Origin of the sequence: Pseudomonas sp. BJa5, assembly GCF_030272875.2 — a bacterium.
Classification (GTDB): Bacteria; Pseudomonadota; Gammaproteobacteria; order Pseudomonadales; family Pseudomonadaceae; genus Aquipseudomonas.
On sequence record NZ_JALRNG020000007.1, the window covers coordinates 87,564 to 110,732 of the forward strand.

Genomic DNA, 23,169 nt, shown 5'->3' on the forward strand with positions numbered 1-23,169 from the left:
TGGAGTGGCTTTCGCGCAGGTTATCCACAGGCGGCTCCACAGTCATTGTGAGTAACCCAGTACCCGGCTGGCGCTGTGATGGAGGATGCCATGGCGACGGGCCAGGGCCTGGCGGTCCTTGCTGTAGCCGCCACCGATCACCCCGACCACCGGGATGTCCCGGCCCAGGCACTGGCGCAGCACGTGCTCGTCACGGGCGGCGAGCCCTTCGTCGGTCAATTGCAGGTAGCCCAGGGCGTCGTCCTTGTGCACATCGACGCCGGCGTCATAGAGCACCAGGTCGGGTCGGTACAAGGGCAGCAGGTAGTTCAGGGTGTCTTCGACCACCTTCAGGTAGGCCTGGTCGCCCATGCCGCGCGGCAGGGGAATGTCCCAGTCGCTCTGGGCCTTGCGCGCCGGAAAGTTTTGTTCGCAGTGCAACGACACGGTGATCGCGTCCGGGGTGTCGTGGAGGATGCGTGCGGTGCCGTCGCCCTGGTGGACGTCGCAATCGAAGATCAGCACCTTGTGCACCCGGCCGGCCTCCAGCAGGTAATGGCTGATCACCGCCAGGTCATTGAAGATGCAGAAGCCGGCCGGATGATCGTAGTGGGCATGATGGGTGCCGCCGGCCAGGTGGCAGGCGATGCCATGTTGCAGCGCTTGCTCGGCGGCCAGCAACGAGCCGCCAACCGCGCGCACGGTGCGTCGCGCCAGGGCTTCGCTCCAGGGCAGGCCGAGGCGTCGCTGGTCTTCGCGCGACAGTTCACCGTTCATGTACCGCTCGATGTAATCGCGGTCATGGGCCAGGGCGAGGATATCGTTGGGGCAGATTTCCGGGCGCAGCAGGGCCTGGTCGGTGGTCAGGCCGCTGTCGACCAGGTGGTCGCGCAACAGGCGGAACTTGTCCATCGGAAAGCGGTGCTCGGCAGGAAACGCCGGGCTGTAGTCATCGTGATAGATCAGCGGCAGGGGCATGGCAGGTTCTTGGCCGGGACAGAAGACGATCTTGCCAGTTGCCGCGGCCCTTGCGCTACCTTGTAAACAGATCGACGACCTCAACCACGGGCGAACTGACGATGCTGGCTTCCTGGACATTCTGGGCCGTGCTTTCTGCGGTGTTTGCCGCGCTGACTGCGATCTTCGCCAAGGTCGGCATCAGTGGTATCAATTCCGACTTCGCCACCTTGTTGCGCACCGTGGTGGTGCTGGTCAGCCTGGCATTGATTCTGTATGCCACCGGCCAGTACCAGTCGCTGCGCGAGATCCCGGCGCGCAGCTACCTGTTCCTGGTGCTCTCCGGGCTGGCCACCGGTGCTTCCTGGATCTGTTACTTCCGCGCACTGCAACTGGGGCAGGCCTCCCAGGTCGCCCCTGTGGATAAACTCAGCGTGGTGCTGGTCGCCGTGCTCGGGGTGACCCTGCTCGGCGAGAAGCTCGACCTGCGCCAGTGGGCGGGCATCAGCCTGGTCACTCTGGGCGTAGTGCTGCTGGCATGGCGCTGACGGCGGGTGCCTGCGATGCGCGTGTAACGCGCCTGACGGGTGCTTGTAAGGCCTGTCGCCCGTAGAAGCACAGCGCGGTCAGCCAGGTGGTCAGCCAGACGAAAATACCGGCCCAGAAGGTGTGCGACATGTAGTGCCAGCCCTGCAGTACGCGGGTGGTGCCGTAGACGAAGCCCAGCAGCAGGATTGCGATCAGCAGGGGACGCGCGTATTGCCAGCGATGACGACGGGCGACGAAGTACAGGGCCAGCAGGGTAAAACCACTGGAAGCGTGGCCGCCTGGCCAGCAGCGACCGTCCCCGGCCTTTTCGAACCAGGAGAAGTGCTCGAACCACTCGCTGCGCAGTTGCGGGCCGCCGTACAGGGTGGTTTCCACCGGGCAGTACACGCTGGTGTGGCTCTTGAGGTAGTGAATCACCGTGGTGCACAGGGCGAAGGCCACGACCACGAAAAGAAAATCACGCCGATGCCGGGTGCTGAAGCGCAGCAGCGGGGCAATCCGCGATTTCTCCAGCAGGGGGCTGTGGGCGAGCCGCGGATACCCGGCCAGGCGTGGCCAGATGAACGACAGCAGCGAGCCGATGATGGCCGCCTCACCGGTCCAGTTCGGCAGGAGCCGCGGCCATTTGTGGGTGACCTTCTCGAACCACTGGTCGTGCAGCAGCGGGAACTGGCCGCTGGCCGGATCGAGCAGCAGGTTGCTGATCCAGCGGTCCAGGTGCGTCAGGTCGAACATCAGGAACACGACAGCCGCGAGCAACAGCGGGATACCCAGGTTGACCAGGTAGAAGGCCTTGCGTGAAGTGCCGTGCATACTCACGTCCTTGTGCTGTCCAGGAGTTTTTGCCATTCGCTGGCGTTCATCTGGCCGAGGATTCGCGGTTTGCCGTTGGCGGCCACCGAAATGAACAGGGCGCTGGCATAGTCGCTGGCGCGCAGGGCGCCGGGGACGTTCAGCTGGCGCTCCATATGGTCGATACAGCCGCTGTGGGTCACCAGCACCAGGTTATGCGCGGGCGCCTTGTGGGCCAGGGTTTCGTCGGCGAAGTCCTGGTCACAGGCTTGCACCCAGTCTTGCGTGGCGATGGCTTTACCGAAGATGAAGTGCGCGGTCTGGCGGGTCCTGACTTGCGGGCTGCTGAGCAGATCGGCGTCTTCGAGGCCCAGTGTTTGCAGCCCCGTGCCGACATCCCGTGCGGCCTGGCTGCCGGCCACGGTAATACCCGTCGGATCACCCAGGCACGGGTTGCTCGACCGGTCGCAGCGTTCGGCGTGACGGATCAGCACGATCACCGACCCCTTGGCCCATTCCTTGTAGACCCCACGGCTGTGCATTTGCGTGTCGCTGCTCAGGTCCACGATGCGCGTTCTCGTTGAGGCCCATGTGGTGAGGGAAGCCAGTACCAGCAAGGCGCACAGGCCAATAAGTTTGGTTTTGCCAGTCAGTTGGCGTCGTCGCTCGGGTGTTGGCGGGGTGGTGTGAGCTTCGCTTGGCAACATACTGCTACTCCATGACGCGGAATCGAATCGGGTGGCTGCCGGGCGGGGCAGGCACTACGAGGTGGCGGCACTCTAGGGGCCGAGCCGTGGAGAGCAGGTGAAGTGGATGTGAAAAAAATCTTCGCCGATTCCCTCCGGTCGGAGCGCTGGCTTTCCGGCACCTGCCTACTCTGTAATCATTCCGGTGATGGACTGAGGAGCAGGCGATGATCCCCCCACTTGAACTGGAGAGCGCACGACTGGTGCTGCGCCAATGGCAGGACGACGATCTTGCCGAGTTCGCGGCCATGTGTGCCGATCCCCAGGTCATGCGCTACTTCCCAGCGCCCATGACACGCCTGGAAAGCGCCGCCCTGATCGGCCGCATCCGTGGCCATTTCAACGAATACGGTTTCGGCCTGTGGGCCCTGGAGCGCAAGGACAGCGGCGCCTTCATCGGCATGACCGGCCTGCTCAATGTCAGTTTCGAGGCCGACTTCACCCCGGCGGTGGAGATCGGCTGGCGCCTGGCGCGCCGGCACTGGGGGCTGGGGTTTGCCAGCGAGGCGGCCTGGACCAGCCTGCGTTGCGCCTTCGCCCAGCTGGGCCTGGAGCAGGTAGTGTCGTTCACCAGCGAGAGCAACCTGCCGTCGCAGAAAGTCATGCAGGCCATCGGCATGCAGCAGGACATCGAGGGCAGCTTCATGCACCCGAAACTGCCCGAGGGGCATCCGCTGCGTGCCCATGTGCTGTACCGCATCTCTCGTGCCCAGTGGCAACAGACCCTGCGTGGCTGAATGGCACAACATAGGGGTGAGCGATGACAAACCCTGTATTATTTGCCCAGGTGCGCATCGCTTTGGAGAATCTTGAATGAGCCACGTGTTGGACGATCTGGTCGACCTGTTGAGTCTGGAAGCCATCGAGGAAAACCTGTTTCGCGGGCGAAGCCAGGACCTGGGCTTTCGCCAGCTGTACGGTGGTCAGGTACTGGGACAATCGCTGTCGGCCGCCAGCCAGACGGTCGAAGAGGCGCGTCACGTGCATTCCCTGCACGGCTATTTCCTGCGCCCGGGCGATGCGGCGATGCCGGTGGTCTACTCGGTTGATCGCGTGCGCGACGGCGGAAGTTTCAGCACCCGGCGGGTGACGGCGATCCAGAAGGGCCAGCCGATCTTTACCTGCAGTGCCTCGTTCCAGTACGACGAAGAAGGCTTCGAACACCAGACCCAGATGCCGAAGGTGGTGGGGCCGGAAAACCTGCCGTCGGAAGTGGAACTGGCCCAGCGCATGGCCGACCGCCTGCCCGAATCGATCCGCGACAAGATGCTGTGCGCCAAGCCGATCGAGATGCGCCCGGTGACCGAGGAAGACCCGTTCAACCCCAAGGTGGGCGATCCGGTGAAGTACATCTGGTTCCGCGCCGATGGCAACCTGCCGGACGTGCCGGCACTGCACAAATACATGCTGGCCTACGCCTCGGACTTCGGCCTGCTGACCACCTCGCTGCTGCCCCACGGCAAATCGGTGTGGGAAAAAGACATGCAGGTCGCCAGCCTCGACCATGCCCTGTGGTTCCACGGCAACCTGCGCGCCGATGAGTGGCTGCTGTATGCCATGGACAGCCCCTGGGCCGGCAATGCCCGCGGCTTCTCCCGCGGCAATATCTACAACCAGGCCGGGCAACTGGTGGCGTCGTCCTGCCAGGAAGGCCTGATCCGTCAGCGCAAGGACTGGGCATGAGCCTCAAGGATATCCGTCACTGGGTGTTCGACATGGATGGCACCCTGACGGTGGCGGTGCATGACTTCGCCGCCATCCGCGAGGCGCTGGAGATCCCACCTGACCACGACATCCTCACCCACCTGGCCGCCTTGCCCGCGGCAGAGGCTGCGGCCAAGCACGCCTGGTTGCTGGAGCACGAACGCGATCTGGCGATCGGTTCGACGGCGGCAGTCGGGGCGGTGGAGCTGGTGCGTGAGCTGGTTGCCCGTGGTTGCCAACTGGGCATCCTCACCCGCAATGCCCGCGAACTGGCCCATGTCACGCTCGAAGCCATTGGCCTGGCGGACTGCTTTGCCGAGCAGTACGTGCTGGGGCGCGACGAAGCACCGCCCAAGCCGCACCCCGGTGGCCTGCTGAAACTGGCCGACGCCTGGGCGGTGGCGCCCGGGGAGATGGTCATGGTCGGCGACTACCGCTTCGACCTCGACTGCGGCCGGGCGGCGGGTGCCCGGACCATCCTGGTCAACCTGCCGGACAACCCCTGGCCGGAGCTGGCGGACTGGCATGCGGCGGACTGCCGGGCGTTGCGGGTGTTGCTTCAGGGGTGATTTGAAATCATCGCGGGGCAAGCCCGCTCCCACACTGGCCTGTGGGAGCGGGCTTGCCCCGCGAAGCGGTCTCAGAAATCCCAGCGCGTGGTCAGCATCAGGTTACGCGGCTCACCGTAATAGGTGGTATCGAAGTTGCCCAGCCCGGTCAGGTAGCGTTTGTCGAAGATATTGTTGGCGTTGAGGGTGAAGCTCAGGTGCTGGTCATACTGGTAGCGGCTCATCAGGTCGACCAGGGTGTAGCCGCCTTGCTTGATGTAGGTGTAGTCGTTCACCGCACCGCTGTAGATCTTGCCGTAGAACGCGCTCTGCCAGTTCACCCCGCCACCGACCGTGACCTTGTCGAGCATGCCCGGCAGGCGGTAAGTGGTAAACAGCCGCACCAGGTGTTCAGGCTTGCTGGTACTCATGGGGAAGCCATACATGCGTTGCTCGTCGGCATCGCGGGTACGGGCGTAGGTGTAGCCGGCCGAGAGGTTCCAGCCTTCTTGCAATTCGCCGGCGATTTCCAGCTCCACGCCTTTGGTGGTCGCCCCGCTGACGGCCTTGTAGATGCCTTCGTTGGTGATCGGGTTGGTGCCGACCGATTCGGCCACGTTGTCCTGTTCGATGCGGAACACCGCCAGGCTGGCATTGAGTCGGCCGTCGAAGTAGGCCGCCTTCAGGCCGGCTTCGTAGCTGTCGCCTTCGACCGGGTCGAGGGTGGAGCCGTTGGCGTCCTTGTTGCTCTGCGGCTGATAGATCGAGGTGTAGCTGGTGTACACCGAGTAGGTGTCGTCCAGGTCATACACGACACCGGCGTAGGGGGTGACCACGCCGTGCTGTTTGTAGCTGGCCGAGTTGTCCTGGAAGTTCGGGTTCAGGCCGTCATAGTCGTAGTCGTCGTGGTACTTGAAGGTGCTGACCCGGCTGCCGAGGATCACCGAGAGTTCGTCGGTAGGGCGCAGGCGGGTGGCGATGTAGGCACCGGTCTGGCTCTTCTTCTGTTCGTACTTGCCGTTCTTCGGGAAGTCCGGCACACCGATGTGGCCCTTCCAGTCGAAGATGCTGCCCGGCACCAAGCCGAATTCGCTGGTGTCCCAGGTGCTGCCGGTCTGGCGCGAGTAGGAGGCGTTGTAACCGACCACCAGGTCATGCTGGCGGCCGAACAGGCTGAACGGGCCGGAGAGATTCAGATCGGCGCTGTTCTGCACCCGATGGCCTTCCCAGCGGCCCCAATAGAAAAACATGCCTTCGCCGGCGCGGTCCGGTGAGCCGCCGCTGGCAGACGCCAGGCGGGTGTCGTGGTCGCTCTGCAACTGGTTGAGGCTGAGCTTGAGCGACCAGTCGTTGGCCAGGGCCTGTTCGAGGGAGGCGAAGTAGGTGCGGTTCTGGAAGTCGCGACGGCTCCAGTCGGCGCCCGGGTTGAACGAGCGGGAGAAATCGGTACGACCGCCATCGCTGTAGTACACCGGGTTGCCGGTCCAGGAGGTGCCGCGCGGGGTGGTGTCCTGCTGGTCCATGCCAACGGTCAGCAGGGTATCGGGGGTGAGGTCGGCTTCGAGGATGCCGTAGTACACCTCTTTCTTCTGCTGGTAGTGGTCCTGGTAGCCCTGCCTGTCCTGCTGCGCACCGACGAAGCGTCCACGCAGGGTGCCGCTGCTGTTCAGCGGCCCGGAGACATCGCCTTCGCCGCGGTAGTCGTCCCAGCTGCCGGCACTGCCGCTGAGCGAAGCCTGGAACTGCGCGGTGGGTTTCTTGCGGATCAGGTTGACGGTGGCCGACGGATCGCCGGAGCCGGTCATCAGGCCGGTGGCGCCCTTGAGCACTTCGACGCGGTCATAGATGGCCATGTCGACATGGGCGGTGCCTTCGCCGTAGACACCGTCGTAGATGGTGTTGACCCCGTCGTACTGGTAGTTGGTGATCACCAGACCGCGGCTGGAGAACTCGGTGCGGTCGCTGTCATAGGTCTGGGCGGAAACGCCGGGGGTATTGCGCAGCACATCGGAGATGCTCTGGGCACCCTGGTCGTCCATCAGTTGGCGGGTCATCACGGTGATCGACTGCGGTGTTTCACGGATCGACAGTGGCAGCTTGGTCGCGGTCCGTGACGCGCCGGTGGTGTAGGAGCCGGTGTTTTCCGTGGTTTCGCCCAGCAGCTGGCCGTTGATGCTGGTCGCACCCAGTTCTACCGTGCCATCGCTGGTCGTCGTCACCAGCACATAGCCGCCGTTGCTCTGGCGCTGGGCCTGCAGGCCGCTGCCCTGGAGCAGACGCGCCAGGCCTTCCTCCACCGAGTAGTTGCCCTGCAGGCCGGCTGATTGCCGGCCCTGGGTCTGGCGGGCATCGAAGGACAGGGTGATGTTGGCGCGAGTGGCGAACAGGCTCAGGTTGGTGCCCAGCGGGCCCGGGGCAATCTGGAAGTGGGGGCTGGCGCTCTGGGCCAGGGCAGGGGTGGGCAGCAATGCCAGCAGGGGCACCGGGGCCAGGGTCAGGCCGAACAACGCCAGGTGAACGGCGCGAACCAAGGGGCGGGGCGCCCGTGGGCAAATGCGGGTCATGCAGGTTTTCCTTCGATTGGCTGGGCAGAGGGGGCAGTTGGATGGGCTGCTCTACCTGCGTAGCCGAATGAGAATGAAAATCGGCAACCCTGCTCTTGAAAATAATCAGGCCGCCTCGATGCTCACCCAGTAGCGCGTCAGGTACTTCACCTTGACGGGTAGGGAAGCGGCGAGGTTTTCCAGGATGGTGTCGGTATCGTCGATGCGAAATGCACCGGACAGGCGCAGGTCAGCGACCCCCTCGGCGCAGCGCAGGACGCCTGGGCGATAGCGATGCAGTTCGTTGATGAAGTCGGCCAGGCGCCACTCGATCACCGTCAGCATGCCCTGTGTCCAGGCGTCGGCACCGGGGGCGAGGGTGCTGGCCGGGGCAATGTGGCGGTGATCGAAGCTGGCTGACTGGCCGGCATCCAGGCGCAGCATCAGCTGCGGCTGATCCACCGGGTGTAGCTCCACGGCGTGTTGCAGCACGCTGACCCGGCTTACGCCGTTGTCGCTGCGCACGCTGAATTGCGTGCCCAGGGCACGAACGCTGCCTTCGGCCGTCTGTACCAGGAAGGGGCGGGCGGCTGGGTCGCTGGCGGTCTGTACCATGATTTCACCCTGGTACAGGCGAATCTGCCGCTGCCGGTGGTCAAAGTGGATGTCCACGGCACTGTCGGTATTGAGCTCAAGCTGGCTGCCGTCGCTGAGCCTGAGCTTGTGGCGCTGGCCCTTGCCGGTGCGCAGTTCGGCCATCAGCGCCTGGCCCGGATGGCTTTCACGCAAAACCCAGCCGCTGGTGCCCACCGCCAGGAGCATGGCCAGGGTCTTGAGCACGGCGCGACGACGGGCACGTACGCCGGCCAGGGTCGGTAGGGCGACATCGGCGGGCAGGCTGCCCAGTTGCCGTTGCAGCTTTTCCACCCGCGCCCAGGCCTGGGCATGGGCCTGGCTTTTGCCCAGCCATTCCTGCCAGGCCTGCAGTTGGGCATCGCTGGGCTTGGCGGCGTTGAGCTGGACGAACCAGGTGGCCGCCGCTTCCAGGGTGCGGTAATCGGGGGGCTGGGCCATTCAGTCATCCGTCAGCAACAGGCAGTGGGTCATGGCGCGGATCAGGTGTTTTTTCACCGTGGTAACCGAAACCCCGAGGCGCTCGGCGGTGGCCACATAGCTCAAGCCTTCCAGTTGCACCGCCAGGAAGATCTGCCGGGTGCGTTCTCCAAGCCCGTCGAGCAGGGTGTCCACGGCCACCAGGGTTTCAAGGATCAGCAGACGGGTTTCCGGCGAATCGGCCATGCGCTCCGGCCGGCTCGCCAGTTCGGCCAGGTAGGCCTGTTCCAGCGCCTTGCGGCGGAACTTGTCGACCATCAGCGCATGGGCGATGGCGCCCAGGTAGCTGCGCGGCTCGCGAATGCTCTCGACATTGCGTGCGGTCAGTACCCGGATAAAGGTGTCCTGGGCCAGGTCCGCGGCATCGCTGGCATTGCCCAGGCGAGCGCGCAGCCAGTTCTTCAACCAACCGTTGTGTTCACTGTAAAGCGCATGCAGGGCGGTGTGATCGGGGGCGGGCATGAGCGGTGCGACCCGTTGGTAATTGATAATTACTCGCATTATCGTGGTTTGTCTGGATGTTTCGCAAGTGCGGTCGCTTGACCTGCGCCTGTGCCCGGCAAAGACTGATGAGCTATTTGTCGGATCGAATCAGGAGATTCCCATGACCAGCAAGGCTATCTACGTCCAGGCGGGCGGTGGTTACGACAAGGTGCAGGTCGGCACCTGCGAGGCCGCAGCACCCAAGGCGGGCGAAATCACCGTGCGCCTGCACGCCAACTCGCTCAACTATCACGACTTCGCCGTGGTCAGCGGCGCGTGGGGGCCGAGCGAATCGCGCATTCCCATGGCCGACGGAGCAGGGGTGGTGACCGCTGTCGGCGCTGGCGTCAGCGAGTTCGCCGTAGGCGATGCGGTGGTCAGCACCTTCTTCCCCGACTGGCTGGACGGTCAGGCGCTGGTGGAAGGCTTCGCCACGGTGCCGGGCGACGGTATCGACGGCTATGCCCGCGAGCAGGTGACCGCCCGTGCCACTTCCTTCACCCATGCCCCCAAGGGTTACAGCCATGCCGAAGCAGCGACCCTGACCACTGCGGGGTTGACCGCCTGGCGGGCGCTGATGGTCGATGATTCGCTCAAGCCCGGCGATACCGTGCTGGTGCAAGGCACCGGGGGCGTGTCGATCTTCGCCCTGCAGTTCGCCAAGCTGGCTGGCGCCACGGTGATCGCCACCTCGTCCAGTGACGAGAAGCTCGAACGGCTCAAGGCCATGGGCGCCGATCACCTGATCAACTACCGCAAGACCCCGGCCTGGGGCGAAACCGTGCGCCAGCTCACCAACAACCGCGGTGTCGATCATGTGATCGAAGTGGGCGGGCCGGCCACCCTGGAGCAATCGATGATCGCCGCGCGCATCGGCGGCCATGTCTCGCTGATCGGTATCCTCACCGGCGTCGCCGGGCAACTGCCGCTGGTGCAGGCCCTGGTCCGGCAGATCCGCCTGCAGGGCGTGCTGGTTGGCAGCCGGGCCCAGCAGCAGGCGATGATCCGGGCGATCGATGCCAATGGCCTGAAGCCGGTGATCGACAAGACCTTCGCCCTGGAGCAGATCGTCGAGGCCTTCCGTTATCAGGAAAGTAACCGACATTTCGGCAAGATCTGTCTGGAATTCTGATCTTTTCACCTACAAGGTGGCCCGACCTTGGTCGGGCTTGACCTTGATCCTGCTCTCTTTAAACCAGCATAACTATCTGATTTTAAATAACTTTTTCACGAAAAATCGTGTAACACCTCATTGCCTAGTGTGAATGTTATTTCGAACGCTCCGTGTGATATTTTGCCCGTCGCTCGAAAAATCCATGGAACAGCGCCCCTCATCACGATGGGCCAGTGACGCATCGTTTCAGGTGCTTCCGGTAATAAATACAAATACGCAGTGAGTGTGATCATGAGTGCAAAACCCAACACCGCCTTCGGCGGTGCTGACGCGTCCGTATCCGATTCATCGGGCCTGGAGGTCAAACGCCTGACCTTCGTCGAGGCCGTGGCGATGATCGTGGGCACCAATATCGGTGCCGGCGTGCTGTCGATGGCCTATGCCAGCCGCCTGGCCGGTTACATGCCGCTGCTGTTGTGGCTGGCCGTGGCCGGTGTCTTCACCACCATTTCCATGCTCTATGTCTCGGAAACCACCTTGCGCACCCGCAGTCACCACCAGTTGAGTGGCCTGGCACAGCGCTATGTCGGCTCCTTCGGCGCCTGGGCGATCTTCCTGTCGGTGGCGGTCAACAGCATCGGCGCACTGACCGCCTACATGAGCGGCAGCGGCAAGATCCTCAGCGAGTTCTTCGGTATCAGTCCGGCGCTGGGCAGCTTGTTGTTTTTCCTGCCGGCAGCACTGGTGCTGTACCTGGGCCTGAAAGCCATCGGCAAGGGTGAGAAGTTCATCAGCATCGGCATGGTTTCGATGACCCTGGTGCTGGTCGCGGCAACCTTGATCAACGAAAGAACCGACTTTGCCAACCTGCTCGATGGCAGCTGGGTCTACATGATTCCGGTGTTCAACATTGCCGTGTTCTGCTTCTCGGCGCAGTACGTCGTACCGGAAATGGCCCGCGGCTTCAGTCATGATCCCAAGCGCCTGCCGGTTGCGGTGATCACCGGCATGGTCATCACCTTCATTCTGCTGGCCGTCGTGCCGATGTCGGTGATTGCCCTCAACGGCCTGGAAAACCAGACCGAAGTGGCCACCCTGGCCTGGGGCCAGGCGCTGGGGCAGTGGGCTTTCTACACCGCCAACACCTTTGCCCTGTGCGCCATGATGACCTCCTACTGGGGCCTGGGTGGCAGCTTCCTGACCAACATCTTCGACAAGTTCAAGCGCCTGGGCTCGGAAAGCAACCCGAAGAACCGTCTGGTGGTGCTGGCGATCGTCTGCGTACCGCCGTTCATCCTGGCCTATAGCGGCATGGTCGGCTTCGTCAACGCGCTGTACTTTGCCGGCGTGTTCAGCGGCGTGATCCTGTCGATCATGCCGATCCTGATGCTGCGTTCGGCGCGCAAGCACGGCGATATCGTCCCGGCCTGGCAGTGCGGCTGGATCGCCCATCCCGCAATCCAGGTCCTGGTGGTAATCCTTTACCTGTGCAGCATGGCCTATGCCATTGCCAGCGCCCTGGGCTGGTTGCCGGGCGGCTGGTAATGCCGGCGTGAGCCAGGCCCGCTGCGGCAGGCCTGGTGCACCTTGTTCAAGGATCAAGGCAAAAAAAGGCATCGTGCGCCTGGCGCACGATGCCTTTTGTGTTTTTGCCTGCGTCGCTCATTTTTCGGTAGTTGAACGTGATGCCCCTTGTCCAGTGGCAGGATTTGTTGCTTTTTGCTATTTACGTTAACGTTAACGTAAGCTTGAATTCACCCTCTGTGAACTTTGCTCAAGGACGTCCCATGCACTCAAGCATCAGCCATTTCCCGCTTCCCGAAACCCTTGAAGACCTGCCTGTGGACCTGCGCGAGCGCATCGCGGCGGTGCAGGAAAAGGCCGGGTTCGTGCCCAATGTATTCCTCATGCTGGCGCACCGCCCGGCAGAGTTCAGGGCCTTTTTCGACTATCACGATGCCCTGATGGCGCGTGAGTCCGACAGCCTGACGGCAGCAGAGAAGGAGATGATCGTGGTCGCCACCAGCGCGCGCCACGGCTGCCTGTACTGCGTCGTGGCCCATGGCGCCATTTTGCGTATCTACAGCAAGGACCCGCTGTTGGCCGATCAGGTGGCGGTCAACCATCGCACCGCTCCCATCGGTGAGCGGCAGCGGGTGATGCTCGACTTTGCCTTCCACCTCAGCTTTGCCGGTGGCGCCCTGGATGAGGCGTGGCGTGAGCGACTGCAGGCGGTTGGGTTCAGCCTCGATGACATCTGGGACATCGGCGCGGTGACCGCATTCTTCAGCTTGTCCAATCGCCTGGTGTCGTTGGCCGGGACGCCGCCCAATCCCGAGTTTTACCTGATGGGACGCCTGCCCAGGGCCGCTAAGTGAGCGGTTCACACGGGCGTTTGAACGTTTTTTTACCCCGCCTGTGCGCCGCTAATGCCCGGGCTTGAGCGCGTTGCGTGGCTATGCGCCATTACTGAAACATTTTGTTACAAGTTGTTCCTTTAGTCTTTGTAGGGCTTTTGTATATTTCGTCACGTTTACGTAAACGTAAGTAACCAAGCAAGTGTGTCAGCAGCGCCATAACCAATAAAAACAATCAAGGTTAGAGGGCTCCACATGTCACCAGAGTTTGTGTTGGAAACACGCGGGCTGACCAAGGAGTTTCGCGGCTTTACCGCCGTTGACTCGGTCGATCTGCGTGTGCAGAAGGGACACATCCACGCATTGATCGGTCCCAACGGGGCCGGCAAGACCACCGTTTTCAATCTTCTCACCAAATTCCTCCCGCCAACCCGTGGCGAGATCCTCTACCAAGGCAAACCGATCACCCAGCTCAAGCCCAACGAAGTGGCTCGCCAGGGGCTGGTGCGCTCGTTTCAGATTTCGGCGGTGTTCGGCCACATGAGCGTGCTGGAAAACGTGCGCGTGGCGCTGCAACGCAAGCAGGGCAATTCGTACCATTTCTGGAAACCCGAGCGCGGCCTCGATGCCCTCAACGAACGGGCCATGCAGATGCTCGACGAGGTCGGCCTGGTCGATTACGCCCACATCCAGACCATCGAACTGCCCTACGGTCGTAAGCGTGCGCTGGAGTTGGCCACCACCCTGGCACTGGAGCCCAGTGTCCTGCTGCTCGACGAGCCGACCCAGGGCATGGGGCATGAGGATGTGAACATGGTCATCGAACTGGTGCGCCGTGCAGCGGTCGGGCGCACGGTATTGATGGTCGAACACAACCTGAGTGTGGTCAGCGAGTTGTCCGACCGCATCACCGTACTGGCCCGCGGGGCGATTCTCGCTGAAGGCGACTACGCCAGTGTTTCCGCCGACCCGCAGGTGCGCGAGGCTTACCTGGGCAGCGAAGCGGCGATGGCTGAAGAGGTGCACGCATGAGCAGCCTGCACGCCCCTGAATTTGAACAGCTGCGGGTTTGCGACCTGCATGCCTTCTACGGCGAATCGCACATCCTGCACGGCATCGACCTGCAAGTGCGCCGTGGCGAACTGGTGACCTTGCTCGGGCGCAACGGCTCCGGCCGCTCCACGACGCTGCGGGCGATCATGAACATGGTGGGCCGCCGCACCGGCTCGATCATGGTCAACGGCACCGAGACCATCGGCCTGGCTGCCCACCTGATCCCGCGCCTGGGCGTTGGCTTTTGCCCGGAAGAGCGGGGCATATTCGCCAGCCTCAATGTCGAGGAAAACCTGTTGCTGCCGCCAACGGTGCGCAGTGACGGCATGAGCCTCGATGAAATCTACGAGATGTTCCCCAATCTCTACGAACGCCGTTTCAGCCAGGGCACGCGCCTGTCTGGCGGTGAGCAACAGATGCTGGCCATGGCGCGGATCCTGCGCGCCGGCGCCAACCTGTTGCTGCTCGACGAGATCACCGAAGGCCTGGCCCCGGTGATTGTGCAGAAGCTGGCGCAGGTGCTGATCAAGCTCAAGAACAAGGGCCTGACCATCGTCCTGGTGGAGCAGAATTTCCGCTTCGCCGCACCGTTGGCCGACCGCCATTACGTGCTGGACCACGGTCAGATCGTGGAGCAAATCAGCGCCGCTGAACTGGACGCCAAGCAAGATCTTTTGCACCGCTGCCTGGGCGTCTGAACCCCGTTTTACCCCGTGCACTATGCAGGTCGCCGTGGCCAGAGAGCCTGACGACCCGGGGTCGCTTTGCCTGGAACAATAAAAATAACGTTGGACAGTGGGGGAATGTCATGAAGTTTTTTCAGCACACAGCAAGCGCCATCCTCGTATCCAGCCTGATCGCCGGCGCGGCCCAGGCCCAGATCAGTGACGACGAGATCCGCATCGGTTACCTGGCGGACATGTCCGGGACTTACCGCGATCTTTCCGGCCCGGGTGGCCTGGAGGCCCTGAACATGGCCGTCGAAGATTTCGGCGGACAGGTCAATGGCAAGAAGATCGTCGTGTTCAGTGCCGATGACCTGAACAAGCCGGATGTCGGCGCCAACACCGTGCGCCAGTGGGTCGATGAGCGCAACGTCGACATGGTCACCGGCATGGTGGCCTCCTCGGTGGTGCTGGCGGCGAGCAAGGTGGTCGAGCAGTCCGGCAAGCTGGCGCTGATCTCCGGTGCCGCCGCTTCCAGCCTGACCAACGAATACTGCTCGCCCAACCACATCCACTGGACCTACGACTCCTACGCGCTGGCCAACGGCACCGCCAAGTCGGTGCTGGCCAGCGGCGGCAAGAAGTGGTTCATTCTCACCGCCGACTACGCCTTCGGCCACGCGATGGAAGCGGACATCACCAAGGTCGTCGAAGCCGATGGCGGCCAGGTGGTCGGCAAGGCCCGCCACCCGTTCCCGAGCAGCGATTTCTCCTCCTACATCCTTCAGGCCCAGGGCTCCGGTGCGGACGTGATCGCCTTTGCCAACGCCGGTGCCGATACCGTCAACTCGCTGATGACCGCCAGCCAGTTCGGCGTGGCCCAGTCCGGGCAGAAGCTGGCCGGCATGGTGGTGTTTCTCAACGATATCCACGCCATGGGGCTGGACGTGACCCAGAACCTGATGCTGACCACCGGCTGGTACTGGGACATGAATGACGAGAGCCGCGCCTGGGCCCAGCGCTACCACAAACGCTTCGGCAAAATGCCGGGCATGGTGCCAGCAGGCATCTACTCGGCGACCATGAACTACCTCAACGCGATCAAGGCCACCGGCAGTGACGAGGCGCAGACCGTACGCACGCAGATGATGGCGACACCGGTCAACGACATGTTCGCCAAGAACGGCAAGGTGCGCGCCGATGGCCGCATGGTCCATGACATGTACCTGGCCCAGGTCAAGACGCCCGCTGAGTCCAAGGGCGAGTGGGACCTGTACAAGATCGTCCGCACCATCCCCGGTGACGAGGCGTACCGCCCGGCATCCGAAAGCAAGTGCCAGTTGCTGACCAAGGAATTGGCCAAGCGTGACTGATGTTGCTTGCCCGGTTGCTGTCAGCCGGGCGTCACGGACTTTCTGCGGGTGGTGAATCATGACTTTGATATTCGGTATACCCCTGAGCGTCATGTCGGGGCAGTTGCTCCTGGGGCTGATCAACGGTGCCTTCTATGCCTTGCTCAGCCTTGGCCTGGCGATCATTTTCGGCCTGCTGCGCATCATCAACTTCGCCCATGGCGCACAGTACATGCTGGGAGCGTTCGCGGCGGTGCTGGGGCTCAACTACCTGGGCGTCAACTATTGGGTTGCGCTGGTGCTGGCGCCGCTGCTGGTGGGCGTCGTCGGGGTAATCATCGAGCGCTTTCTGTTGCGCCGCATCGCCGGTGAGGATCACCTCTACGGCCTGCTGCTGACCTTCGGCCTGGCCCTGATTTTCGAAGGTTCGTTCGTCAAGCTGTTCGGGGTGTCCGGCATGTCCTACCCGATGCCGGAGCAACTCAAGGGCGGCTACAACCTGGGCTTCATGTTCCTGCCGACCTATCGCGCCTGGGTCATCGTCGCCGCGCTGGCGGTGTGCCTGCTGACCTGGTTCATGATCGAACGCACGCGCCTGGGCTCCTACCTGCGCGCCGGTACCGAGAACCCGAAACTGATGCAGGCCTTCGGCATCAACGTGCCGCTGCTGATCACTCTGACCTATGGCTACGGCGCCGCCCTGGCCGCCTTCGCCGGGGTGCTGGCGGCGCCGGTCTATTCGGTGACGCCGACCATGGGCGCCAACCTGCTGATCGTGGTGTTTGCCGTGGTGGTGATCGGCGGCATGGGCTCGATCATGGGCGCCATCGTCACGGGGCTGGCCATGGGCCTGATCGAAGGGCTGACCAAGGTGTTCTACCCCGAAGCGTCCAACACGGTGGTGTTTTTGGTAATGGTGCTGGTGCTGCTCGTGCGTCCGGCCGGGCTGTTCGGAAAGGAGGCGTGACGATGACGAGTCTGCAAATCAAACCGGCCGCTGCACGCCTGCAACCCCAGGTGGTGCTGGAGCGGCAACAGGCGGCCAGTCGCCGCAAGCGTGGCTTCTACCTGGCACTGTTTGCCGTTGCCCTGGTGGCGCCCATGGCGATCTACCCGGTGTTCCTGATGAAGTTGCTGTGCTTTGCCCTGTTCGCCTGCGCCTTCAACCTGCTGTTGGGGTATGCCGGCTTGCTGTCCTTCGGGCATGCGGCATTCCTGGCAACCGGCGGCTATGTCACCGGCTTTTTGCTCAGTCACTACACTGGCCTGGGCACGGAGCTGGGGATTCTCGCCGGCACCCTGGCATCGGCCGCGCTCGGCCTGGTGTTCGGGCTTCTGGCGATCCGCCGGCAGGGCATCTACTTCGCCATGATCACCCTGGCCCTGGCCCAGCTGGTGTTCTTCATCTACGTCCAGGCCCCGTTCACCGGCGGCGAGAACGGCCTGCACGGTGTGCCGCGCGGCACCTTGTTCGGTGTGTTCGACCTGAGTAACAACCTGACCCTGTACTACTTCGTGCTGGCGGTGTTCGTGTTCGGCTACGCGGTCATCCAGCGCACCATCCACTCACCCTATGGCCAGGTGCTCAAGGCCATTCGTGAGAATGAGCCACGGGCCATTTCCCTGGGCTACAACGTCGATGCCCACAAGCTGCTGGCGTTCGTCATCTCGGCGGCGCTGACCGGCCTTGCCGGCTCGACCAAGACCGTGGTGTTCCAGCTGGCGTCGTTGACCGACGCGCACTGGCACATGTCTGGCGAAGTGATCCTGATGACCCTGCTCGGCGGCGTGGGCACGGTGCTGGGGCCCCTGGTCGGCGCCACGGTCGTGGTGACGCTGCAAAGCTACCTGTCCAACGGCCCGCTGGGGGAATGGGTGCACGTGATCCTGGGGCTGATCTTCGTCCTCTGCGTCTTGCTGTTCCGGGTCGGCATCGTCGGCTGGGTACTCAAGCTCAGCCGGCGCAACTTCCACAACTGATTCGTAACCATCGCTGTCGGGAGCCCGCGTGGTCTGCGTGGGTGGGCTTGACCACAACAATAAAAAAGAGAGTTTTATGCACGCCATACGTTTTGCCCGAGTTGTTCAATTGACTGGTATCGCCGGGGTTATCGGGGTCAGCGCGCCAGCGTCGGCTGCGTTCGTGGCGGACAGCAAAGCCAGTGTGGAGGCGCGTAACTTCTACATGAACCGCGACTTCCGCCAGGCCGGCGCGCCACAAAGCAAAGGTGAGGAATGGGCGCAGGGTTTCATCCTGCGCATGGAGTCGGGTTACACCGAGGGGCCGGTGGGCGTGGGTATCGATGCCCTGGGGCAACTGGGCATCAAGCTCGACTCCAGCCCCGATCGCGCCGGGGTCACCGGCCTGCTGCCCCAGGGGCCGCAATCCAAGCGCGCGCCGGATGACTACAGCGAACTGGGCCTGACCGGCAAGCTGCGGGTCTCCAAGTCGACCCTCAAGGTGGGCACCCTGGCGCCCAAGTTGCCGGTCTTGCAGCCCAACGAATCACGCCTGTTGCCGCAGACCTTCCAGGGCGGGCAATTGAACTCGATGGAACTCGACAACCTGAGCTTCAACGCCGGTCGCCTGACCCAAGTCAGCCAGCGCAACTCGTCGAACCGCGAAGACATGACGCTGATGAAAGGCCCGCGACGCAACATCGTCACTGGGGCCAATGCCACCACCGACCAGTTCGACTTCATCGGTGCCGATTACAAGTGGACCAGCGCGCTGACCACCGGCTATCACTATGCGCACCTGGACGAGCTGTACAAGCAGCACTTCCTGACACTCACCCACCTCTGGCCGGTGGCCGAGGGCCAGTCGCTCAAGACCGACCTGCGCTGGTCCAGCGCGGACGATGACGGTAACAGCAACGTCGACAACCGCATGCTCGGCGCGATGTTTACCTACTCGCTGGGTGCCCATGCGTTCGGTGTGACCTATCAGAAGATGAGCGGTGATACCGGCTTTGCCAACGTCAACGGCGCCGATCCGTACCTGGTCAACCTGGTGCAGATCAACGACTTCGCCAACCAGGATGAACGCTCCTGGCAGGCGCGTTACGACTTCAACTTCGCTGGTATCGGTATTCCCGGCCTGACCTTCATGACCCGTTACGTCAAAGGCGACAACGTCAACCTGGGCGCCGCGCCAGGCGAGGGCAAGGAGTGGGAACGCAACACCGACATCGGCTACGTGATCCAGAGTGGCCCGCTGAAGAACGTCGGGATCAAATGGCGCAATGCGACCTATCGCACCAGCTTCACCAGCGACATCGATGAGAACCGTCTGATCCTCAGCTACACCCTGGCGCTCTGGTAACCGGGTAGTGGCAGGCGGGTAGGCGTGGGGCTCGCGGTGTGGCGCATCCACATCGCGGGCACCTCCCGGCCAGGACAAATCGAACAGGCACAAAAAAGGCACTTGCGAGATTCGCCAAGTGCCTTTTCTGTTTTGCGTGTTTGGTGGAACCGGGGGGATTTGAACCCCCGTCCGCCAGTGCTCCGCTGTCGGTCCTACATGCTTAGCCGTGTCTATTGAGTTAATCCGCAGCCGCCCGACGGGCAGGGTGCTTTGGACGAGTTGTGTAAGTTTTAGCCACTTCGTCCACAACGTACTACGCGGCGATCCTGTTCTGTATGACAATCATTTCGGGTTTACAGGCATCCCCTGATGATTGCTGGAGCCGAAGCTACCAGAAGAGCGGGCTCAGCTGCTTACGCAGCGAGAGCGTAGCCCTCGTAGTTTTCGTCATTGGCAACTATAGAAAGTTGCAACAGTGGATTTACGAGTTCTGTTACCAACTCGGCATGCACCTAGAGTTTCACTACCGGCGTCGAATCCTAATCGGCCCCATGTATTGCTCTAGCAGCGTTTTTCAACGCTTGAGCCCAGTATACGTCATCGCTCGGGCGACGTCGACTGCGGTTCCCGTCGCCCGATGAATTCGTTACTGGCCGCCTTTTTCGATTTTGGCCAGGCGCTCCAAGACCTTGCTGGTGATGGCAATACAGGATTTGTCATCGCCGCTTGCCTGTGCGTTCTTGGCCTCCTCGACGTTCTTTTTGATCGCATCGTCAAAACCTTCGGAGGTCGCGCCGGCCATGGCCATGGCATCGTTGATCTTCTTCAGGTTGTCGGCACACAGGTCGTCAGCCGCAAACACAGGTGAGGCAAGCAACGCAGCGGCAATGAACAGTCCGGAAATCGCAGTTCGCTTCATGTAAATCTCCTTGGCGCGATGGCCTTGGGAAAGGGGCTTAGCGGATGGACTGCGATGCTTGCCGGGAGGCAGATCTGGTGGCCTCTTCGCGGGGCAAGCCCGCTCCTACCAATCCTGTAGGAGCGGGCTTGCCCCGCGATCGGTGTTCAAAGACTCCGAGGCCGGGTCACGCGGTCCACCAGATAAACTAGACCGTGATAATCGATCCCGCCATGATTCGACAGACCGATCTCACAAGTGCGGCTGGTGGAGATCCCTTCGCTGCAGTACTGCACCGCCTCCTTGAGGCTGCGCAGCGAGTGGGCGTTGAGCTCCGGCGTTGTAAAGCCCTTGTCGCCGGCAAAGCCGCAGCAGTGGATACCCTCCGGGATCACCACCTGCTTGCTGCAGCGCCGGGCCAGGTCGATCAGCGCCTGGCTCTCGCCCAGGTGCTGGGTGCTGCAGGTCACGTGCACGGCGATGGGTTCGTCCTGGGGCGTGAACTCCAGTTTGTCGAGCAGGTGGGTGCGGATGAAACGTACCGGGTCGTAGAGGTCCAGGCGGGTTTCGGCCAGGTCCTGGACCAGGCGCAAGGTGCAGGGGCTGGTGTCGCAGTAGATCGGATCGAGGCCGCCGCGGCTGGCATGCAGCAGGGCGTTGATCAGTTCCTGGCGCTTGTGTTCGGCCTGCTCGGCATAGCCATTGGAGGCGAAGGGCTGGCCGCAGCAGAGACTGTCGGCGTTGTCCGGGAACACCACCTGGTAGCCGGCCTTTTCCAGCAGGGCGCGGGTCTTGTCCAGCAGTGAGGTCTGCTCGCGGTCGGCGGCGGCCGGGCCCATCACCCGCGAGACGCAGGCGGCCAGGTACACCACCCGGGGGCGTGCGTCATGGCTGGCGGACGTCAGATTGAGCGCCTTCAGTGGTTGCGGCATGGCCGCCGTCCACTGCGGCACGCGGCCGTGGCTGAGGCGGTTGACGCTGGCGCTGAGGCGGCTCAGGCGCGGTGCGCCGAGCAGCTTGCGCGCGCTATTGGCTGCACTCAAGGTGAATCGCGCACCACTGAGCGCAGTGTGGAAATTCTCGGCCAGCCAGTCGGCGGTTTTCCCATGGGCGGCCGCCTGGCCACGCAGCTTCTTCACCAGCTCGCCGGTGTTGATGCCGACCGGGCAGCGCTGGGCACACAAGCCGGTGGCGGCACAGGTGTCGATGCCCTGGTACTGGTAGTCACGTTCGAGCTGGCGAGTGTCGCTGCCGGCACGCTTCTTCGCCTGGATATCGCGCCACATGACGATGCGCTGGCGCGGGCTCAGGGTCAGGCCCTTGGAAGGGCACACCGGTTCGCAGAAGCCGCACTCGATGCACTTGTCGACGATCTCGTCGGCGGCCGGCAGCGGCTTGAGGTTCTTCAGGTGTAGCTGTGGATCGTCGGTCAGCACTACACCCGGGTTGAGGATCCCGGCGGGGTCGAGCAGGCGCTTGAGTTGCCACATCAGTTGATAGGCATCGCTGCCCCATTCCAGCTCGACGAAGGGTGCCATGTTGCGCCCGGTGCCGTGCTCGGCCTTCAGCGAGCCGCCATATTCCACGGCCACCAGCTGCGCGACGTCGTCCATGAAGGCGGAGTAGCGCGCCACCTGTTCAGGCGAGTCGAAGCCCTGGGTGAAGACGAAGTGCAGGTTGCCTTCCAGGGCATGGCCGAACAGGATCGCCTCGTCGTAGCCATGCTTGTCGAACAGCGCGATCAGGCGGTTCACGCCCTCGGCCAGTTTCTCCACCGGGAAGGTGACGTCTTCGATGATCACCGTGGTGCCGGTCTCGCGCACGGCGCCGACCGCCGGGAAGGTGTCCTTGCGGATGCGCCAGAGCTGGTTGTAGACCAGCGGGTCTTCGCTGAAATCCACCTGTTTTTCCACCGGGAAGCCGGCGATGGAGGCGCTGATCTGGGCCAGTTGTTCATGCAGCAGCGACTGGCTGGCCGCGCGGGATTCGATCAGCAGCGCACAGGCACTGGCGGACAGGCTTTTCACCCACACCGGCATGCCCTGCATGTTCTCCACCGAGCGCAGGCTGCGACGATCGAGCAGCTCGACCGCCGAGACCGGCTGCTGCTTGAGCACCGGTACCGCCTTGCAGCAGGTCTCGACATCGGGGAAGACGATCAGCGCACTGGCCTTGTGCGGATGGTCCGGCACGGTGTTGTAGGTCACCGCGCTGATGAAGCCCAGGGTGCCTTCGGAACCGACCATCAGGTGGGTGAGGATATCCAGCGGCTCGTCATAGTCGATCAGCGCATTCAGGGACAGCCCGGTGGTGTTTTTCAGCCGGTACTTATGCCGGATCCTGGCGGCCAGTTCGGTATTGGCGCGGGTCTGGCGCCCCAGTTCGCCGAGTTGTTCGAGCAGTTCGCCGTGGCTGTAGCGAAAAGCGCTGACAGTCTCGGGGCGTTCGCTGTCGAGCAGGGTGCCGTCGGCCAGCAGCAGGCGCATGCCGGCGAGGGTGTGGTAGCTGTTCTGCGCGGTGCCGCAGCACATGCCGCTGGCGTTGTTGGCGACGATGCCGCCGATCTTGCAGGCATTGATCGAGGCCGGGTCCGGGCCGATCTTGCGCCCGAACGGTGCCAGCCAGGCATTGGCCTGGGCGCCGATGACGCCGGGCTGCAGGCGGATCTGCGTACCGTCGTTGCGGATGTCGCGACCGTTCCAGTTATCGCCCAGCACCAGCAGTACCGAGTCACTGACGGCCTGGCCGGACAGGCTGGTGCCGGCGGCGCGGAAGGTCACGGCGACCTGCTGGGCGTGGGCCGCCTTGAGCAGGGTGGCGACTTCCTCTTCGCTCTCGACGCGGATCACCAGCTTGGGAATCAGGCGGTAGAAGCTGGCGTCGGTGCCGAAGGCCAGGGTCGAGAGCGGGTCGTCGAAACGCCGCTCGCGGGGAATCAGGTGTTCAACCGTGTCGAGGAACGCGGCAGGCAGACTCATGCAATCTCCTCGCGGGGCCTGGCATCTGACG

The 23,169-nt window shown here is 63.1% G+C and carries 21 protein-coding genes and 1 other RNA gene; 13 read left to right on the forward strand and 9 right to left on the reverse strand.

Annotated features, from left to right (window positions below; translation table 11 throughout):
* Positions 1 to 42 precede the first annotated feature (42 nt).
* Positions 43 to 957: a histone deacetylase gene (locus M2D63_RS06110; RefSeq protein ID WP_285861929.1), complete on the reverse strand. Its 915-nt coding sequence runs from the start codon at positions 955 to 957 to the stop codon at positions 43 to 45.
* A 101-nt stretch (positions 958 to 1,058) separates the two neighbouring features.
* Between M2D63_RS06110 and M2D63_RS06115 the strand changes: the two genes are divergently transcribed.
* Entirely contained in the window at positions 1,059 to 1,484 is a 426-nt protein-coding gene (locus tag M2D63_RS06115) for an EamA family transporter (RefSeq protein WP_285861930.1), read from the forward strand.
* Here M2D63_RS06115 and M2D63_RS06120 read toward each other — a convergent pair.
* Both M2D63_RS06120 and M2D63_RS06125 read right to left on the reverse strand, forming a co-directional pair.
* Positions 1,450 to 2,298 (reverse strand): phosphatase PAP2 family protein, encoded by an 849-nt coding sequence (locus M2D63_RS06120; protein WP_285861931.1) that lies wholly within the window; start codon positions 2,296 to 2,298, stop codon positions 1,450 to 1,452. The two genes, M2D63_RS06115 and M2D63_RS06120, sit on opposite strands and share 35 nt — an antisense overlap.
* 2 nt (positions 2,299 to 2,300) lie before the next feature.
* Positions 2,301 to 2,984 carry a histidine phosphatase family protein gene (locus M2D63_RS06125; RefSeq protein WP_285861932.1) on the reverse strand — a complete coding sequence of 228 codons (684 nt, stop codon included), beginning with the start codon at positions 2,982 to 2,984 and terminating at the stop codon, positions 2,301 to 2,303.
* Positions 2,985 to 3,190: 206 nt separating this feature from the next.
* Between M2D63_RS06125 and M2D63_RS06130 the strand changes: the two genes are divergently transcribed.
* From M2D63_RS06130 to M2D63_RS06140, 3 genes are all read left to right on the forward strand, one after another.
* A complete protein-coding gene (locus M2D63_RS06130) occupies positions 3,191 to 3,760 on the forward strand; it encodes a GNAT family N-acetyltransferase (RefSeq protein WP_285861933.1) in 570 nt (189 codons plus the stop codon).
* A gap of 76 nt (positions 3,761 to 3,836) precedes the next feature.
* On the forward strand, positions 3,837 to 4,706 hold the full coding sequence (gene tesB / locus M2D63_RS06135) for an acyl-CoA thioesterase II (protein ID WP_285861934.1): 870 nt from the start codon (positions 3,837 to 3,839) through the stop codon (positions 4,704 to 4,706).
* Positions 4,703 to 5,296 (forward strand): HAD family hydrolase, encoded by a 594-nt coding sequence (locus M2D63_RS06140; protein ID WP_285861935.1) that lies wholly within the window; start codon positions 4,703 to 4,705, stop codon positions 5,294 to 5,296. Before tesB ends, M2D63_RS06140 begins: the two co-directional genes overlap by 4 nt.
* A 71-nt stretch (positions 5,297 to 5,367) precedes the next feature.
* Here M2D63_RS06140 and M2D63_RS06145 read toward each other — a convergent pair whose 3' ends face one another.
* From M2D63_RS06145 to M2D63_RS06155, 3 genes are all read right to left on the reverse strand, one after another.
* Complete coding sequence (locus M2D63_RS06145; RefSeq protein WP_285861936.1) at positions 5,368 to 7,839, reverse strand: TonB-dependent receptor; 2,472 nt, start codon at positions 7,837 to 7,839, stop codon at positions 5,368 to 5,370.
* Between the two features lie 105 nt (positions 7,840 to 7,944).
* A complete protein-coding gene (locus M2D63_RS06150) occupies positions 7,945 to 8,892 on the reverse strand; it encodes a FecR domain-containing protein (protein WP_285861937.1) in 948 nt (315 codons plus the stop codon).
* Positions 8,893 to 9,393 carry a sigma-70 family RNA polymerase sigma factor gene (locus M2D63_RS06155; RefSeq protein WP_285861938.1) on the reverse strand — a complete coding sequence of 167 codons (501 nt, stop codon included), beginning with the start codon at positions 9,391 to 9,393 and terminating at the stop codon, positions 8,893 to 8,895.
* Between the two features lie 142 nt (positions 9,394 to 9,535).
* Between M2D63_RS06155 and M2D63_RS06160 the strand changes: the two genes are divergently transcribed.
* From M2D63_RS06160 to M2D63_RS06200, 9 genes are all read left to right on the forward strand, one after another.
* Positions 9,536 to 10,546: an NAD(P)-dependent alcohol dehydrogenase gene (locus tag M2D63_RS06160; RefSeq protein WP_285861939.1), complete on the forward strand. Its 1,011-nt coding sequence runs from the start codon at positions 9,536 to 9,538 to the stop codon at positions 10,544 to 10,546.
* Between the two features lie 273 nt (positions 10,547 to 10,819).
* Positions 10,820 to 12,073 (forward strand): amino acid permease, encoded by a 1,254-nt coding sequence (locus tag M2D63_RS06165; RefSeq protein WP_285861940.1) that lies wholly within the window; start codon positions 10,820 to 10,822, stop codon positions 12,071 to 12,073.
* A gap of 242 nt (positions 12,074 to 12,315) precedes the next feature.
* Positions 12,316 to 12,906 (forward strand): peroxidase-related enzyme, encoded by a 591-nt coding sequence (locus tag M2D63_RS06170; protein ID WP_285861941.1) that lies wholly within the window; start codon positions 12,316 to 12,318, stop codon positions 12,904 to 12,906.
* Between the two features lie 234 nt (positions 12,907 to 13,140).
* A complete protein-coding gene (locus tag M2D63_RS06175) occupies positions 13,141 to 13,917 on the forward strand; it encodes an ABC transporter ATP-binding protein (protein WP_285861942.1) in 777 nt (258 codons plus the stop codon).
* Complete coding sequence (locus M2D63_RS06180) at positions 13,914 to 14,636, forward strand: ABC transporter ATP-binding protein (RefSeq protein WP_285861943.1); 723 nt, start codon at positions 13,914 to 13,916, stop codon at positions 14,634 to 14,636. The genes M2D63_RS06175 and M2D63_RS06180 overlap by 4 nt, the downstream gene beginning before the upstream one ends.
* A 110-nt stretch (positions 14,637 to 14,746) precedes the next feature.
* A complete protein-coding gene (locus M2D63_RS06185; RefSeq protein ID WP_285861944.1) occupies positions 14,747 to 15,976 on the forward strand; it encodes an ABC transporter substrate-binding protein in 1,230 nt (409 codons plus the stop codon).
* Positions 15,977 to 16,034: 58 nt separating this feature from the next.
* Positions 16,035 to 16,922 carry a branched-chain amino acid ABC transporter permease gene (locus tag M2D63_RS06190; protein WP_285861945.1) on the forward strand — a complete coding sequence of 296 codons (888 nt, stop codon included), beginning with the start codon at positions 16,035 to 16,037 and terminating at the stop codon, positions 16,920 to 16,922.
* A gap of 2 nt (positions 16,923 to 16,924) precedes the next feature.
* Positions 16,925 to 17,935, forward strand: a complete 1,011-nt coding sequence (locus tag M2D63_RS06195) for a branched-chain amino acid ABC transporter permease (protein WP_285861946.1) — start codon at positions 16,925 to 16,927, stop codon at positions 17,933 to 17,935.
* A 76-nt stretch (positions 17,936 to 18,011) separates the two neighbouring features.
* A complete protein-coding gene (locus M2D63_RS06200; RefSeq protein ID WP_285861947.1) occupies positions 18,012 to 19,280 on the forward strand; it encodes an OprD family porin in 1,269 nt (422 codons plus the stop codon).
* A gap of 141 nt (positions 19,281 to 19,421) precedes the next feature.
* Here M2D63_RS06200 and ssrA read toward each other — a convergent pair.
* From ssrA to M2D63_RS06215, 3 genes are all read right to left on the reverse strand, one after another.
* Positions 19,422 to 19,813, reverse strand: a transfer-messenger RNA (tmRNA) gene (gene ssrA, locus M2D63_RS06205).
* Between the two features lie 95 nt (positions 19,814 to 19,908).
* Positions 19,909 to 20,181 (reverse strand): hypothetical protein, encoded by a 273-nt coding sequence (locus M2D63_RS06210; RefSeq protein ID WP_285861948.1) that lies wholly within the window; start codon positions 20,179 to 20,181, stop codon positions 19,909 to 19,911.
* A gap of 146 nt (positions 20,182 to 20,327) precedes the next feature.
* Positions 20,328 to 23,138 carry an FAD-binding and (Fe-S)-binding domain-containing protein gene (locus M2D63_RS06215; protein ID WP_285861949.1) on the reverse strand — a complete coding sequence of 937 codons (2,811 nt, stop codon included), beginning with the start codon at positions 23,136 to 23,138 and terminating at the stop codon, positions 20,328 to 20,330.
* Positions 23,139 to 23,169: the final 31 nt, after the last annotated feature.